Here is a 16,818-nt window from a genome sequence, read left to right on the forward strand (position 1 = left end):
TATGAAGGGGAGAAAGACGGACCGTCGTTCCGGTAACCGGCGTCCAAACGCGTTCAGAACGGACATCGCCCGCACCATCACGGGCAATCTCAAGCGGTTCATCTCGTTGTTCGTCATCACCGCGCTGGGCGCCACGATGCTCGTCGGCCTCAAGGCCGCCTGCGACGACCTGCGCTTCACCGCCGACAGCTACTACGACAGCCAGCGGCTGTTCGACATCTCGATTCAGTCCACGTTGGGTCTGGACGAGGGCGATATAGAGGCCCTGGCCAAGATAGACGGTGTCGATGTGGTAGGGGGCGGGTATTCCGAAACGGCATACACTCAGGTCAAAGGTGCAAGCGCGAAGGTTGACCTCAAGGCGCTCTTGCCGGCGGGGATGAATGAACCCCAGGTGATCGAGGGGCGCCTGCCGCGCGATGTCAACGAGGTCGCCGTGACGCAGAAGTACCTCGATGTGAGCGGCAAGAAGATCGGTGATACCGTGACCTTCGAGGGCGAAGGCGAGGAGCCCAGCGCCGCAGGGGCCACCGACGACGCTGGCGAAGCGGGCGACGACGCGGGAGCCGCCGGCGCTGCGGTGACCGCCGATGCCACGGGGACCGCCGACGCCGCTGACGATACGGCCCTGGCAGCGGGAGGCTCCTCCGCCATCTTCAAGCGCGGCGAGTACACGATCACAGCTTCCGTGCTCGACCCCATGGACGTGAACGCGGGTAGCAAAACTATGAGCTTTCGCAGCTCGGGAGGATCGCAGTACGCATTTTTCCTCACACCCGGCGCCGTATTGGACCGTGGCACGTTCACCGTTGCCTACCTCACGGTAAAAGGCGCGGCAGATCTCATGACCTACTCCGATGAGTACAAGGATATGGTCGATGAGGTGAAACAGCGCGTTGAGGACATTCGCGAGCAGCGCGAGGAGGCACGGAGCGAGGGCCTCAAAGCCGATGCACGCAAAGAGGTCGACGACGCGCAGGCGGAGGCGGACAAGCAGTTCGAAGATGCGGAGGCCCAGATTGATGATGCACTTGCTCAGATAGCCGAGGGCGAGGCCGCGCTCGCGGCGCAAGGGGCGGATGCGCGCCGCCAGCTTGCGGACGCCCAGACCAAGCTCGATGCATCTCGCACGCAGTTGACTTACGGCATGGCCGTCATTGACGCCAGGCAGACCGAGCTCGACGCTGGACGCGTTCAAGCTGAGTCGGCTCTCGCGCAGATAGCTCAGGCTGAGTCGGGAGCCGCAACGCTCAAGGCGATCATGAACAGCGGGCTCACCGGCCATACGTGGCCGGAGGCCGCTTGGCAGCGGTTGCTGGAGGGTGACGCCACGGCAAAGGCGGAATTCACCACGGCCATCACGGCGTATATTGACGAGGCGTCTGGCCAATTGCAGCAGGCCGAGGAGCTTTGCGACGGGATCATTGCCGCGCTCGACCGGTTGCCCGTCGGCGATCCCGCGGCGAAGGAGGAGGCGCTCGCCGCGCTCGACCGGCTTGCCGTCATTCGCCCCGATCTCTCAGGTCAGATCGAGCAGATCAAGGCACTCGTCTCCGCATATCCAGAAAACGAGTCTGATATCCAAGAGGCCAAGAACCGGGTCCTCACCATCAAGAACACGCTGACGACGCTCTCGGGCCAGCTTTCCGACATGTCATCGCAAGCCGACGACATCGCGGACGCGGTGCTCAGCAAGCCCACGGTGCAGGCGGCGCTCGGCAAGATCGAGGCTGGTCAGGTGCAACTTGACGCGGCCCGCGCCAAGGCGAACCAGAGCCTAGGGCAACTCGAGGCGGCGCGGGCAACCCTCGACCAACAGCGCGCCAGCGCCGAGGCGCAGCTTGAGGGCGGTCGCGCCGAGCTTGCCGAGGGCTCTGCCGACGCCGCCGAGGGCCAAGCGGAGCTCGATGAGCAAAAGGCCAGCGCGAATGCCAAGTTTGCCGATGCACGTTCCGAGGTGGATGGCATCGAGCGTGCCACCTGGTACATCCAGGATCGCAGCTCGCTTGCCAGCTATGCGAGCATCGAGTCGGACGCGAGTTCCATCGAGTCCATCGCCACGGTGTTCCCCCTCATTTTCTTCACGGTGGCGGTGCTCATCAGCCTCACCACGGTTACGCGCATGGTCGAGGAAGACCGCGGACTCATCGGTGTGTACAAAGCGCTCGGGTATAGCCGCGGCCGCATCCTCTCCAAGTACCTCATCTACTCGTTCGCCGCATGCGTGGCCGGCGGCATTGCAGGCGACGCCCTTGGCTTCATCGTGCTGCCCGAGATCATCTTCACCATCTTCACCACCATGTACGCGCTGCCGCCGTTCCAGCTGCACTTCAACGCGTTCACGGCGGCACTCGGCATCACCCTGTTCGCCGTCGGAATCGTGGGCGCAACGTTTCTCGCGTGCCGCCACGTGCTCAGGGAAACGCCTGCCTCACTCATGCGCCCCAAGGCCCCGCGCGCGGGCAAGCGCATCCTGCTCGAGCGCATCACGCCCGTGTGGCGGCGCCTCTCCTTCCTCAACAAGGTGAGCGCGCGCAACCTCTTCCGCTACAAAAAGCGCTTCCTCATGACGGTTTTCGGTATTGCCGGGTGCACCGCGCTCATGATCTGCGGCCTGGGCATTCGCGACACGGTGATCTCGCTCAAGCCGCGCCAGTACGGCTCGGAGGGCATCGTGCGCTACGACCTGCTGGCCGTGACGGCCGACGCGGACTTCTCCCAGGGTGAGGACGAACTGCGCGCCACGGGTGCCATCGACACGATGCTCGAGGCGCGCGTCGATACGGTCACCGCCGAGTTTGGCGGCGTGAAGGAGAACATCCAGCTCATCGTTGTCCCCGACAACGCGGACCTGTCTGCCTACATGAAGACCGAGGACGGCTCCCATACCTCGTTCCTTGCTCCGGCGATGGGCGGCGAGGAGCTTGGACTCCCGCGTGAGGATAACGGAGCGCTCATCACGAAGAACGCCGAGCAGGTGTTGGGATTTGGCCTGGGCGACGAGCTCGCGCTGCAGGGCACCGCCTTGCAAACCGGCAGCGCCCGTGTGGACGGCATAACCGTTAACTTCCTGGGAAATTTCATCTTCATGACGGAGAGTGCCTACCAAGAGGCCTTTGGCGAGCCGTGCATACCCAACGCGTTCCTGGTCAGTCTCGAGGGCACGGATGCCGAAAAGATCGCCCTTGCTGATGAGCTCTCTGCTGGGAACACGTTCGTGAGTGTGTCGAGCTCCACCAAGATCGCCAATGATTTCTCAGAGAGCTTCAAGATCATCGACGTGGTGGTGTACGTGGTGACGGTCATGGCGGCTGCGTTGGCGTTCGCCGTGGTCTTCACGCTGTCCAACACCAACATCTCCGAGCGCGAACGCGAGCTCGCCACCATCAAGGTGCTGGGCTTCCGCCGGCGCGAGGTGTATCGCTACATCAACAAGGAGACGATTGTCCTCACGCTCATCGGCATCGTGGCGGGATGGCCCCTCGGGTACCTCATCACGCGGTTCCTTACGTACGTGTTGCGCATGCCGTCGCTGTTCTTCGACACGATCGTCGAGCCCCAGACGTATGTGTTCGCCTCGATCATGGCGCTCGTGTTCACGCTCATCATCAACCAGATGACCAATCGCAGCCTCGACAAGATCGATATGGTGGGAGCCCTCAAGAGCGCCGAGTAGCTGCACCTGATTCGTGGCGGGCCTTATATACGCTCCGGAGCGTGGTTCCGCTTCGCTCCACAAAAACGCTCCTACGGTATATAAGGCCCGCCACGCCTCGTGCTCGGCTAAATCGGCGATTGAGTGCTTTTGAACTCATCTACCTATGCAGGCGGGATAAAGAGGTTGAAGCGCTGCAGGTGCGGAAGGGGGAGCGCTGGGATATATACCGTAGCGGTGTTTTATGGAGTGAAGCGAAGCCACACTGCGTACCGTATATATCCCAGCGTGCCAGGCAAGGTGACCTTGTGGCGGCGGTACAATGAATCGACTGTGCTGTAAGGGGGACCGCATGATAACCACCACCTACCACTCGCCGCTAGGCGACATCACGCTTGCCGCCGACGCGCGTGGGCTCACGGGTTTGTGGTTTGCCGACCAAGCGCATTACGGCTCCACGCTTGAGGGCGATGAGCCCTCCTTTGACATGGAGCGAGGTGTATTCGAGGACGCGGTGAACGCTGCCGTGCATGCCGAGCCGCATGCCGAGGCCGCACCTGCCGTCACGTGCGAGAAGATTGAGGGCTGCGATGCCGTATCCGGGTGCAGCCCCCTGAACGCCGAGGACCCGCGGAATACCGCTGCGGTGGGCGTGCTCGAGCGTGCATGGGCGTGGCTGAACGCGTATTTCGCCGGTCAAGCGCCGCGTTGGACCCCACCTCTGCACATCGAGGGCACCGAGTTCCAACATGCGATTTGGGTCGCGTTGCTTGAGATCCCTTATGGCGAGACGGTCACCTATGGCGAATTGGCCCATCGGGTGGCGCGTCGCCGCGGGTTCACGGAAGCGGGGCTGGAAGGCGATGCCGCAAAGACGCCCTCTCCGCGTGCCGTTGGTGCGGCAGTGGGCCGAAATCCCATCTCGATCATCGTGCCCTGCCATCGCGTGGTGGGTGCGGACGGATCGCTCACCGGATACGCCGGTGGCGTGGAGCGCAAACGCGCCCTGCTCGAGCTCGAGGCGGCGCGGTAACCGAGGCCTTCGACAACCTCGCATACGCGTGCAGACAACCTCCGCACGTGTCCACAGCATCCGCGAGAGTGTACTTTCGCGGAGGATTTTCGGCATATTCGTGCCGAGAGTGCCGCGAGAGTTACCTTTCGCGGCAGCCTTGGTTTTGGCATGAAGTGACGAGATGTGCATGGAGGTTCGCGCCGTTCCATGCAAAAATAGCGCAACCGAACCGACGCGGGTTCTCAGCTCATGCTGCTATGAGGTGGGAACCCGCTTTTATGTGGAAAGGGCGCGCATGAGTCAAACGACCGATGCGGCAAAGAAGCCGAACAAATGGGCCATCCTGTTCACGGTGCTCATCATGACCTTTATGGCTACGCTCGATTCGAGCATCGTCAACGTGGCCCTCCCCGTGATGCAGAAGGCCCTGGAAGCCGGCCTTGGTCAGATCCAATGGGTCTCATCGGTTTACCTGCTTACCATGTGCGCGTTCCTGCTCGTGTTCGGGCGCCTGGGCGACCTGCACGGCAAGGTTCGTTTCTTCGAGTTCGGCGTGGTGATCTTCACCATCGGTTCACTCATGTGCGGCCTTTCCACCACGCTGCCCGCACTTGTGGTGTCCCGTGCGGTGCAAGGCATCGGCGGGGCATCGGCCATGGCGAACAACATGGGCATCATCACCGAGGCGTTTCCCGCTCGCGAGCGCGGTCGCGCGTTGGGGCTGTTGGCGAGCTTTGTCGCGCTCGGCATGATGTGCGGGCCCGTGCTCGGCGGTTTCATCGTGGCGGTGATGCCTTGGGAGTATATCTTCCTCATCAACGTTCCCGTGGGTGTGCTCTCGCTTGTGCTGGGCCGATTTACTCTGCCGCGCACAGGGTTCACAGTCGAGGGTGGGACCATGGACGTCTTTGGCGCGGTTCTACTCGTCCCCGGCATGTTGCTCACATTCCTGTCCGTCACCATACTGCAGAGCAACCCCGGGCTGCTTGTTGCCGGTTCGTTTGCGGCGGGCGTCGTACTGCTCGTTCTGTTCGTCCGTCACGAGCGTGCGGTCGAACAGCCTTTGGTGGCGTTTGACATCTTCTGCGATAGGCATTTCGTGGTGAACCTTATCTGCCTGTTCATCAGCTTTGTGGCGATTGGTGTCTACGAACTCATGACGCCGTTCTATCTCCAGGACGCTCGAGGGTTCGATCCAGGTCTCTCCGGTCTCATCTTCTGCGTTATCCCCCTGGTCAACGCACTTGTCGGTCCTATTTCCGGTGCGGTGTCCGATCGCATCGGCTGCGAGGTGCCCACATGCGTGGGGTTGGCGTCGTTCAGCGTCGGCTTGTACCTCATTGGGATGCTGGGGATGGACGCCTCCATTTCCTGGATCCTGTTCTGCCTGGGCCTTGCGTCATGCGGTACATCGATTTTCCAGTCGCCCAACAACTCGCTCATCATGGGCTCGGTGCCCGTTGAGACGCTCGGATTTGCCGGCAGCGCCAGTGCGCTCGCTCGGTACCTGGGCATGGCGATCGGTATCTCCGGTTCCACCTTCATCCTCTACGGGCAGATGGGCGCAGCCGCGGGGCACCCGGTCACGGCGTTCGTTGAAGGCCGGCCCGACATCTTCCTCTCCGGCTATCGCGTGGTGTACATGATCACGGCCGTTTTGGTTGCCGTGGGGTTCGCCCTGACCGTCGCCCGCGCCCTTAAACGCCACAAGCGGATCTGAGGAAGTTCTCCTCGCTGGGCGTGCCTGATTAGTTGCGGGCGGATGGAGCAGCTGGGGAGCAGCTGGAGACGGGCGCTGGCGGTCGCAAGTCACGCGGCCACGGCGCACTTCGTGCTTGCCGTTCGGCGGATGACGCACATCTTCATCACCGGAGTGTGGGAAACTGGTACTCTGAAACAATACGTTGCTACTTTTCGGCGTCCAGGGAGGTTCGTCGCACGCATGCTGCTGGAACGCATTTCATCGCCGCAAGACGTCAAGGACCTCGAGCCCTGTGACCTGCCGATTCTTTGCGAGGAGATCCGTCGCGCCATTCTGGTGAGCTCCGCTTCGGTGGGAGGTCACATTGGGTCCAATTTGGGCGTCGTCGAGTTGACGGTGGCTCTGCACCGTGTATTCGATTCCCCGCACGACAAGATCGTCTTCGATGTTTCGCATCAGACCTATGCTCATAAGATGCTCACGGGTCGCGCGAGCAACTATCTCGATCCATCGGAATTCGGCGGGCTTTCGGGTTTCTCCAATCCCGATGAATCCGAACATGACCTGTTCTCCATGGGGCACACCTCCACGTCGGTAAGCCTTGCTTGCGGCATGGCGAAGGCTCGCGACCTTAAAGACGAGGATTATCGCGTAGTCGCCGTGATTGGCGACGGATCGCTCTCGGGCGGGCTCGCGTTCGAGGGCTTTGACGCCCTGGCCGAGCTGGGCTCCGGGGTCATCGTTATCGTGAACGACAACGGCTGGTCCATCGCCGAGAACCACGGCGGCCTCTACCGCAACCTCGCGGAGCTTCGCGAGACCGGTGGCGAGGCCCCCAACAATTTCTTCCGCACCCTGGGGCTCGATTATCGTTTTGTTGCCAAGGGCAATGACGAGGCCGAGCTTGAGCGCGTCCTTCGCGATGTCCGCGACGTCGACCATCCTATTGTGGTGCACGTGTGCACCACCAAGGGAGCCGGCTACGAGCCTGCGGCGGCGGATTCGGAAAGTTGGCACCACGTGGGGCCGTTCGATATCGAGTCGGGCAGCTATGACGTGTTCCCCCGCAACCGCTGCGAGGATTCCGAGACCTACGCCGGCATCACCGGCGCCTATCTGCTGAACGCCATGCAGCTAGATTCGCGCGTGGTGGGAATCTCGGCGGCAACGCCCTACATCATGGGTTTCACCCCCTGGCGTCGTGCACGCGCCGGCAGGCAATTCGTGGACGTGGGCATTGCCGAGGAGCACGCCGTGACGTATGCGGCGGGCCTTGCTCGCGCGGGCGCTAAGCCGGTCCTGGGTCTGTACGGCGTATTCATGCAGCGCGCCTACGACCAGTTCTGGCACGACGTGTGCCTCAACTGCCTGCCCGTGGTGTTCCTGGACTTCGGCTCCTCGGTGTTCGGCACCTCCGACGCCACCCACCTGAGCTTCTTCGACCTCGCCCTCATGGGGGGCATGCCCAACCTGCGTTGCCTTGCCCCTGCGTGCCGCGAGGAATACGAGGCCATGCTCGATTGGGCGATGGCGCAGGATACACGGCCCGTGGTGATTCGCGTTCCCGGCAACGGGGTCGAGAGTCGGCCTGGGCTCGTTTACGGTGATGATCGACTCTCGTTCGACACGCCGCATTACCAAGTGGTCCGCGAGGGCGAGGATGTGGCCGTGATGGCGCTCGGCAGTTTCTTTGGCCTCGGCGAGCGGGTGTGCGATGCGCTGATGGGCGAGGGGCTTTCTCCAACGCTCGTGAATCCGCGTTTTGCCACGGAGCTTGACGAGGATACGCTGAACGAGATCGCTGCAGCGCATACGGTGGTCGTGACGCTTGAGGATGGCGTGCTCGAGGGGGGCTGGGGCGAGAAGGTCGCGCGGTATCTGGGTGGCACGGACTCCCGCGTGCTGTGCTATGGCGTGTCCAAGGGTTTCCCCGACCGTTACGATGTCGATGAGCTGCTTGCCGAGAACGGCGTGACAGTTGAGGGCGTCGTTGCCGATGTACGGTGCCTGCTGTCCGAGGATGCGGGGCGTAGCGCCAGATAGACCGGATGTCGCGCGCGCAAGCGTAACGACCCGGCAAAAAAGAAACCATCATGGTGTTTGTTACAACTTAGGGTATTTGGGGCATAACACCTTACAAGTGTTTTTGGACGCCTGTAATCTAACCTTGTAATTTGGTAGGTTAACGTATCGCCTCTAATGGAAGGGGATTTTCCATGAGTAGTACGACCCGCGAGTTCATGCTCAACCGTCGCCAGGTGCTCGGCGCTGCCGCCGCCGGCGTCGCCACGCTCGGGCTTGCCGCCTGCGGCGAGGCGCCCGCGTCCACGCCCGCCGGCTCTGCCTCCACCGATGATGTTGCCGAGGACCAGGAGCCCGTGGCGCTCGACGCCGATGCATATGACAAGCTGATCGCCGCCGGTTCCGTTGCCGATGACGCCACCGTCGCCGCGAGCGAGTGGGCGAGCAAAATCAAGGAGGCCGGTACCATGCGCCTGGGCGTCGTCCAGACCTCCATGCTCTTCAGCCTCCTCAACGAGAAGGACGGCAAGCTCCGCGGCTTCGACGCCGGCCTGTCCCAGCTGCTCGTCCGCTACATCCTGGGCGACGAGTCCAAGTTCGAGACCACTCAGGTCACGTCCGACACGCGCGAGTCCGTCCTGCAGAACGATCAGGTCGACGCCGTCTTCGCCACCTACTCCATCACCGAGGACCGCAAGAAGCTCATCTCCTTCGCCGGCCCGTACTACAGCACGCAGCAGTCCATCCTCGTCCTCGCCGACAACGACGACATCGCGAGCGTGGACGACCTCGCGGGCAAGAACGTCGCCGCCCAGTCCGGGTCCACCGGCCCGAGCATCATGGAGGAGGTCTGCCCCGACGCCAAGCTGCAGGAGTTCAAGACCGACGAGGAGGCCCGCAGCGCTCTCGCCCAGGGTCGCGTTGACGCCTACGTGATCGACCGCAACATGCTGTTCTCCGACATGATGAAGCAGCCTGGCAAGTACAAGATGGCCGGCGACCCGTTCGGCCCCGAGGACCTCTACGGCATCGGCCTGCCGCTCGACTCCGACGGCGTCGAGTTCGTGAATGCCTTCCTCTCCCAGATCGAGGAGGATGGCACGTGGGAGGAGCTGTGGAAGCTCTGCATCGGCGACCGTGCCGAGATCGACGAGGTTCCGCAGCCTCCGGCGATCGGCGCGTAAGTTCGCCATGCGCTCGGCGGCGGTCCTGCGAGGACGGGCCCTCCGCCGCGTGATGTCTGGGATATGCGGGGCGCCCGCGTCCGCTTGGGACAGATCTTGTGCCGGGCGGGCGGGGCGCCCTTCGCATACCATGTATGGAATCGGGCGGCCGTCCCGCTGCGTGCAGTCGGGACGGGCCGCTGTGGATGAGAAGTCGGGGAAGGGGAGCTCATGGGGCTGTCTGAGCTGCTTGCCACCTATGGGCGGAACTATTGGGAGGCGCTGCTGTCCACGTGGGGCATGACGGCGCTGTGCTTCGCGCTGGTGATGCTGGTCGCCATCGCCGTCACGGTGATGCGCGTGTCGCCCTTTAAGCCGCTGCGCGTTTTGGGCGACGGCTACGTCCAGGTGTTCCGCAACATCCCGGGCGTGTCGCTGCTCATCATCATCGTGTACGCGCTGCCGAGCCTGAACCTGGTGCTGCCCTACCGTACCTGCGTGATCCTCACGGTGATCCTCGTCGCCTCCGCCTTCGGCTCCGAGAACTTCATGAGCGGCATCAACACCATCGGCGTTGGTCAGATCGAGGCCGCCCGCTCGCTGGGCCTCTCCTTTGGGAAGATGCTCCGCCGGATCGTGATCCCCCAGGCGCTGCGCACCACCGTCCTGCCCATGACCAACCTGCTCATCGCCGTGCTGCTCACCACCTCCCTCGGTTCGCAGGTCCCGCTCGACCCGCCGGAGCTCACGGGCGTGGTGTCCTACATCAACACCCGCTCCACCGGCGGCATCCTGGCCTTCGGCATCGCCGCGGCGGGCTACGCCCTCACCGCGGTCGCCATAGCCTTCGTGGGTAACCGCATCGACAAGAAGGTGAGGATCGTCCGATGAGCGCGCAGGCAACTTCGGGCGCCGTCAGCATCCGCGACGCCCTGTACGAGACCCCCGGCCCCAAGACGCGGGTCAAGATCCGCATCGGAACGGCGGTCAGCGCCGTGGCCGTGGCGATGCTGCTCGCGTTCGTGGTGCACCAGTTCTGGGCGACCGGCCAGCTCGATCCCAGGTACTGGATGTTCTTCACGCAGATGAGCACCTGGTCGTACCTGTTTGCCGGCCTGCGGGGGACCCTCGCGGTGGCGCTGACCGCCGGCGCTATCGCGCTCGTGCTGGGGCTCGCGCTCATGCTGGGGCGCACGAGCGGCATCCGACCGCTCGCCGCGCTCTGCCGCGTGGTCACCGACTTCTTCCGCGGCGTGCCGAGCCTGCTTTTGATCTACTTCTTCTTCCTGGTGGTCCCGCAGTACGGCATCAAGATGTCGTCGTTTTGGATGATCACGCTGCCCGTGGCACTCGCCGCCTCGGGCGTCCTCGCCGAGGTCTTTCGCGCGGGCGTCAACGCTGTGCCGCGCGGGCAGACCGAGGCGGCGCTCGCGCTCGGCATGAGGCCCTTCCGCGTCAAGCTCAAGATCGTGCTGCCCCAGGCGATCCGCTACGTGATCCCCTCGCTCATCTCGCAGCTGGTGGTCGTGGTCAAGGACACCACCGTGGCGTACGTGGTGAGCTATCCGGACATGCTGCAGAACGCCCGCGTACTCATCACCAACTACGACGCCCTGGTGAGCACCTACCTGGTCGTGGCGGTCATCTACATCCTGCTCAACTACGCCATCAACCAGCTTTCCGTGTACGTGGCGCGCCGCAGTGGCACCCGCGTGGTGAGCCGCTACAGCACCAACCCCGCGTAAGGCCACGCCCCTCGCGGCTCCGGCGGGCACGTGGGCGCCCCGCCCTCCCGCGGGGGTGGCCCGCATTGCCCCGTAGGATGGTTTTCCGGCGCTCCCCGCGCCGCTCAAAGATTGGACGAGACATGTCAGAACAGACCCCGATCATCGAGCTCCGCCATGTGGACAAGCACTTCGGAGAACTCCATGTGCTCAAGGACGTGAGCCTTTCCGTTGGAAAGGGCGAGGTCGTTGTGGTGATCGGCCCCTCGGGCTCCGGCAAATCGACGCTCTGCCGTGCCATCAACCGCCTCGAGACGATCGATTCCGGCGAGATTATCATCGAGGGCCAGCCCCTTCCCGAGGAGGGGCGGGAACTCGCCGCCATGCGCGCCGAGCTCGGCATGGTGTTCCAGAGCTTCAACCTGTTCGCGCACATGAGCATCTTGCAGAATGTGACGATCGGCCCCACCGAGGTGCTGGGCCTGCCCAAGGCCGAGGCGGAGGAGCGCGCGATGGAGCTGCTCGAGCGCGTGGGCGTCGCGTCCCAGGCACACAAGGTCCCCGCCCAGCTCTCCGGCGGCCAGCAGCAGCGCGTCGCCATCGCTCGCTCGCTCGCCATGCGCCCCAAGGCGATGCTCTTCGACGAGCCCACCTCCGCCTTGGACCCCGAGATGATCAACGAGGTCCTCGACGTCATGGTCGATTTGGCGCGCCGGGGCATGACCATGATCGTGGTGACGCACGAGATGAACTTCGCCCGCCGCGTCGCCGACCGCGTGGTCTTCATGGCGGACGGGGCCATTGTCGAGGAGGGCGCCCCCGACGAGTTTTTCGACCACCCGACCACGCAACGCGCCCGTGACTTTCTCGACTCCATCAAGGGACACTAAGCATGGCCTCAGCAGACGACCGACCGATAATCCTGATCGCCCCGCGCCTGGAGCAGCCCAAGCCCTGCCTTCAGATGCCCGAGCGCCTGGCGCCCGAGGAGACCGGGGCCACCGTGTTCCTCGAGGCGATCCTCGCCGCGGGCGGACTGCCGCTCATCATGACACTCACCGAGGACGAGGACGTCATCGCCCGCTATATAGAGATGGCGGACGGCATCGCCATCCCGGGCGGGCACGACGTCGACCCGGCGCTGTGGGGCGTCGAGGAGCCGTATGACGAGCGCCTGCTCTGCCATGAGCGCGATGCCTTCGAGCTGAAGCTCATCAAGGCTGCGCTCGCCGCGCACAAGCCCCTCTTCGCTACGTGCCGCGGCATGCAGATCCTGAACGTCGCCCTGGGCGGCACCCTGTGCATGGACGTTCCGAGCCTGCCCGTCCCCAAGGGCAAGGTGCACTGGCGCCATCTGCCCATCCTGCACGACCCCGCGCACCCCATCGCGGTCGAGGACGGCTCCCTGCTGTCGTGTGTGCTCGACTGGCAGGGCGAGGTGCAGGTCAACTCGAGCCACCACTGCTGCGTCGACAAGCTCGGCAAGGGCGTGCGGCTCACGGGAGTCGCCACCGACGGCGTGCCGGAGGCGATCGAGGTCGAGGGCCAGCCCTTCTGCCTGGGCGTGCAGTGGCACCCCGAGTACACCTGGCGCATGCTCGAGACCGATTTCAAGCTGTGGCGCGCGTTCGTTGACGCCGCGCGCGGCTGACGCGCTTCGACGACATCGGCTCATGTTCGGAGAAGACGGTACTGGAATACGCACCCGTTTGCCAAACGGAAACAATTGCATGGCATGATACAGCGGAGCACTCCACTCAAGTAAAGAGGTACGCCATGCAGATGATACGCCCCTGGGCTTCGGAATACGACGAGTATCGTCGCGATGAATCGCGCAGCACCGGCGAGGCGGAGTCGATCTCCTTCCCCACGTGCGAAGACGAGCTTCGTTCGATTCTTTCCGAACTCGATCCCGCGACGCCCATCACCGTACAGGGCGCCCGCACGGGCCTGGCGGGCGGTGCGGTACCGCATGGGGGACATGTGGTGAGCCTCGTCCGCATGAATGCGTACAAGGGGCTGCGTCAGGCGGCCGATGGTGCGTTCTTCTTGCGAGTCGGGCCAGGCGTGGTCCTATCGGAACTGCGTCGTCACCTGCATGCGAAGAGCCTGCCCGCCCATGGCTGGGATGACGCTTCTCGCGCGGCGCTTGAGGCGCTCTACGCCGGCCCCGAGCAGTTCTTTCCCACGGATCCCACGGAGACGTCCGCCTGTCTGGGCGGCATGGCCGCATGCAATGCCTCCGGTGCGCGCAGTTACCGATACGGCCCCATGCGTCCGCACGTGAGCGGACTGCGCGTGGTGCTCCCGAACGGGGAGACGCTGGCACTGCGCCGAGGCGACGTGTGCGCGCAGGGCCGCGCGCTGGAGCTCGCTACGGAGCAGGGGACCACGATGCGCGTGGACCTCCCCACCTACGTCATGCCGCGCGCAAAGAACGCATCGGGCTATTTCATCGCGGACGACATGGACGCCGTGGACTTGTTCATCGGATCCGACGGAACCCTCGGGATCATCACGGAGCTCGAGCTCGCGCTCATGCCGGCGCCGCGGGTGACCTGGGGTGTTAATTGCTTCTTCGAGGACGAGGGGCATGCTCTCGATTTCGTCGTGCGAGCTCGCCCCGCGCTCGATTGCGCGAGCGCGTTTGAGTATTTCGACGGGGCGGCTCTCGACATCCTGCGCACGACGCGCGAGGATGGAGCAGCCTTCGCGTCGTTGCCAGAGGTTCCGGATGCGTACCGTGCGTGCGTGTTCGTGGAGCTGGAATGCGATGGCGAAACGCAGGCGATGGAGGCACTGCGCGAGCTTGGTTCCCTGCTCGAAGAAGTGGGCGGGAGCGAGCGGGACACGTGGGTCGCGCGTACGGATGTGGACCGCGAGCGTCAACGCCTGTTCCGTCATGCTGTGCCCGAGTGCGTGAACATACTCATCGATCGCAGGCGACGCGTGACCCCCTCTATCACCAAACTTGGCTCAGACATGTCTGTGCCAGACGAGCGCCTGCACGATGTCGTAGACCTGTACCGGCGCACATTGGCCGAGGCCGGGCTGGAATCCGCCGCGTGGGGGCACATTGGGAACAACCACCTGCACGTGAACATCTTGCCGCGGGACGAGGCCGACTTCGCCGCGGGCAAGGACCTGTTCCGCGCGTGGGCGTGTGAGGTCACCGCCATGGGCGGCGCGGTGTCCGCCGAGCACGGCGTGGGTAAGATCAAGCGCGATTTCCTGCTCACCATGTACGGCGAGGCGCATGTGGACGAGATGGCGCGCCTCAAGGCGGCGTTCGACCCCACGGGGCGCTTAAACCGCGGGAACCTGTTCGACGAGGCACGCCTCGACGCGGCCGTGGGGGAGCCGGACGGTATCGAGGAGGCTGCACGATGAACATCGTCGTTTGCGTCAAGGCGGTGCTCGGCAGCACCGAGGTCAAGATGGACCCCAAAACCCATACCATCATCCGCGATGGTGGCGAGGCGGTCATCAACCCATTCGACGCCGTTGCGCTTGAGGTGGCTCTGCGCATCAAGGACGAGCGCCGGTCGGCGGGCGAGGCCTGCACGGTGACCGTCCTATCTATGGGGATTCCCGTAACGGAAAAGCTGCTGCGCGACTGCATCGCGCGTGGAGCGGATGCGGGTCTGCTGCTTTCGGATCGCGCGTTCGCCGGGGCGGACACCCTTGCCACCACTTACGCCCTCTCGTGCGGGATTGCGCGCCTTGGCGTGCCCGATCTGGTGTTGTGCGGGAAGATGGCGGTCGACGGCGACACGGCGCAGATCGGCCCCGAGCTCGCTGGCGCCCTGGGGATCCCGTGCGCGGTGGGCGTTACGGGGTTGCCGGCCGTCACCGACGGGACCGTGACGGTGCGGCGTGAGTCCGATGCGGGCGTGGCAACGGTGGATGTCCCCCTGCCCGCGGTGCTCACCGTCGCCAAGGACGTTGCGGAGCTCCGCATGGCGAGCATCGCCGGCATCCTCGCGGCGGAGGACGCGGAGATCTCCGTGCTCTCGGCGGAGGCGGCCGGCGCGGACGCCGCGCGCATCGGCCTTGCGGGGTCCCCGACGCAGGTCGTGCGCTCGTTCGTGCCCGAGGGCGATGCGCGGGGAGTCGAGATCACGGGGGACGCCGCCGCTCAGGCGGAGCAGGTCGTCGAGGTCATGAGGGGGATGGCGCTGTGAGCGGGTTGCTGATCGACGTTGAGAAATGTATCGGGTGCGCGCGTTGCGTGCGCGCGTGCGGCAATGCCGGTATCGAGGTCGAGGGGCCGTGGGGCGCACGCAAGGCCCGGGCGACGGACGGCTGCATCCTCTGCGGTGCCTGCGTGGATGCGTGTCCGGTGGACGCGCTCTCGATCGAGCGCGGGGGCACCTCCGGACCCCAAGACCTCGATGAATACCGCGACTACTGGGTCTTCGCGCAGGTCGACGAGGCGGGAAGGCCGCTGGATGTGGCCCTCGAGCTTGTCGGGAAGGCCCGCTCGCTCGCCGATGGGCGAGGATGCCGCGTGGTCGCCCTGCTCGCCGAGGGTGCGCCCGGGACGGGGGCGGCCGATCTCGAATCTGCGCTCCCGCCTCGCGAGAGCGTCGACGGTCCGTCCGGTAACGCGGCGCTCCTCATCTCCGTGGGCGCGGATGAGGTCATCCGCTGCCGTGACGCGCGCTTCTCCACCTTCGACGCCGAGGTCCACGCCGAGTGGATCTGCTCGCTGGTGCGCGAGCGCAGGCCCGAGGCGCTGCTCTACGGAGCGACGGTCTTCGGCCGCGAGCTCGCCCCCGCCGTCGCCGTCCGCCTTCAGACGGGCCTCACCGCGGATTGCACGATGCTGGAGGTCGATCCGGAAACGGGCCTTCTCCAGCAGACGCGCCCGGCGTTCGGCGGAAACCTCATGGCGACGATCGTGTGCCCCGCGCATCGTCCTCAGATGGCCACGGTGCGCCCTGGGGTCTTCGCCGCTCCCGAGCCCGATGGGGCCCGCGTCGGGACGGTCTCCGACGTCCCGCTCGACGACCGTCTCGCCCCGCGTGTGCGCCTACTCGGCGTCGAGCGCTCCTCGGCGGCCGACTCGATAACGGATGCAGACGTCCTCGTGGTCGTGGGTCGCGGCATCGGCTCGAAGAAGAACCTCGGTATCGCCCGCGATCTGGCCGATGCGCTGGGCGGCAAGCTCGGCTGCACGCGCCCGATCGTGGAGGCGGGCTGGTGCGATCCGTGGCGTCAAGTGGGGCAGACGGGCGTGTCGGTCGCGCCACGCTTGTTGATCAGCCTGGGGGTCTCGGGGGCCATCCAGCATCTGGCGGGCATGTCTGGCGCGCAGGCGGTCATCGCCGTCAACGAGGACCCCGATGCTCCCATCTTCGCATCGGCGCAGTACAAGGTCGTGGGTGATTGCGTGAAGGTCGCCGAAGAGCTGCTGGCCAGGTTGTAGGAGGGGATTTGACCTGGAGTTACCTTCAGGTTGTACGCTGCTCGCGTACGGCTGGCAGGCACAGATGGAGATCAACATGGAGACAACGGTGATTGGGCAAGACGGG

12 protein-coding genes are annotated in these 16,818 nt (G+C 64.7%); all 12 read left to right on the forward strand.

Going from position 1 to position 16,818, the window contains the following annotated elements; translation table 11 throughout:
* Position 1 precedes the first annotated feature (1 nt).
* The 12 genes from DWV48_RS00870 (at position 2) to DWV48_RS00925 (ending at position 16,712) form a co-directional block, all read left to right on the forward strand.
* The gene (locus DWV48_RS00870) at positions 2 to 3,676 is read left to right on the forward strand and encodes an FtsX-like permease family protein (protein ID WP_118652487.1); all 3,675 of its coding nucleotides are present in this window, start codon (positions 2 to 4) and stop codon (positions 3,674 to 3,676) included.
* A 331-nt stretch (positions 3,677 to 4,007) separates the two neighbouring features.
* A complete protein-coding gene (locus DWV48_RS09470; RefSeq protein ID WP_294122588.1) occupies positions 4,008 to 4,688 on the forward strand; it encodes a methylated-DNA--[protein]-cysteine S-methyltransferase in 681 nt (226 codons plus the stop codon).
* A 277-nt stretch (positions 4,689 to 4,965) separates the two neighbouring features.
* A complete protein-coding gene (locus DWV48_RS00880; protein WP_118652489.1) occupies positions 4,966 to 6,390 on the forward strand; it encodes an MFS transporter in 1,425 nt (474 codons plus the stop codon).
* Between the two features lie 222 nt (positions 6,391 to 6,612).
* Entirely contained in the window at positions 6,613 to 8,415 is a 1,803-nt protein-coding gene (locus DWV48_RS00885; protein ID WP_118652491.1) for a 1-deoxy-D-xylulose-5-phosphate synthase, read from the forward strand.
* Between the two features lie 173 nt (positions 8,416 to 8,588).
* Positions 8,589 to 9,578, forward strand: a complete 990-nt coding sequence (locus tag DWV48_RS00890) for a glutamate ABC transporter substrate-binding protein (protein ID WP_118652493.1) — start codon at positions 8,589 to 8,591, stop codon at positions 9,576 to 9,578.
* Between the two features lie 210 nt (positions 9,579 to 9,788).
* Positions 9,789 to 10,448, forward strand: coding sequence for an amino acid ABC transporter permease (locus DWV48_RS00895; protein ID WP_118652495.1), 660 nt, complete (start codon positions 9,789 to 9,791; stop codon positions 10,446 to 10,448).
* Positions 10,445 to 11,302, forward strand: a complete 858-nt coding sequence (locus tag DWV48_RS00900; protein WP_118652497.1) for an amino acid ABC transporter permease — start codon at positions 10,445 to 10,447, stop codon at positions 11,300 to 11,302. Before DWV48_RS00895 ends, DWV48_RS00900 begins: the two co-directional genes overlap by 4 nt.
* A gap of 122 nt (positions 11,303 to 11,424) precedes the next feature.
* On the forward strand, positions 11,425 to 12,171 hold the full coding sequence (locus DWV48_RS00905) for an amino acid ABC transporter ATP-binding protein (protein WP_118652499.1): 747 nt from the start codon (positions 11,425 to 11,427) through the stop codon (positions 12,169 to 12,171).
* 2 nt (positions 12,172 to 12,173) lie between these two features.
* Complete coding sequence (locus tag DWV48_RS00910; protein WP_118652501.1) at positions 12,174 to 12,932, forward strand: gamma-glutamyl-gamma-aminobutyrate hydrolase family protein; 759 nt, start codon at positions 12,174 to 12,176, stop codon at positions 12,930 to 12,932.
* 125 nt (positions 12,933 to 13,057) lie between these two features.
* Positions 13,058 to 14,671 (forward strand): FAD-binding oxidoreductase, encoded by a 1,614-nt coding sequence (locus DWV48_RS00915; protein WP_118652503.1) that lies wholly within the window; start codon positions 13,058 to 13,060, stop codon positions 14,669 to 14,671.
* Entirely contained in the window at positions 14,668 to 15,465 is a 798-nt protein-coding gene (locus DWV48_RS00920) for an electron transfer flavoprotein subunit beta/FixA family protein (RefSeq protein ID WP_118652505.1), read from the forward strand. The genes DWV48_RS00915 and DWV48_RS00920 overlap by 4 nt, the downstream gene beginning before the upstream one ends.
* On the forward strand, positions 15,462 to 16,712 hold the full coding sequence (locus DWV48_RS00925) for an FAD-binding protein (protein ID WP_118652507.1): 1,251 nt from the start codon (positions 15,462 to 15,464) through the stop codon (positions 16,710 to 16,712). The genes DWV48_RS00920 and DWV48_RS00925 overlap by 4 nt, the downstream gene beginning before the upstream one ends.
* Positions 16,713 to 16,818: the final 106 nt, after the last annotated feature.

It is taken from the genome of Collinsella sp. AF08-23, from assembly GCF_003479805.1.
Lineage (GTDB): Bacteria > Actinomycetota > Coriobacteriia > Coriobacteriales > Coriobacteriaceae > Collinsella.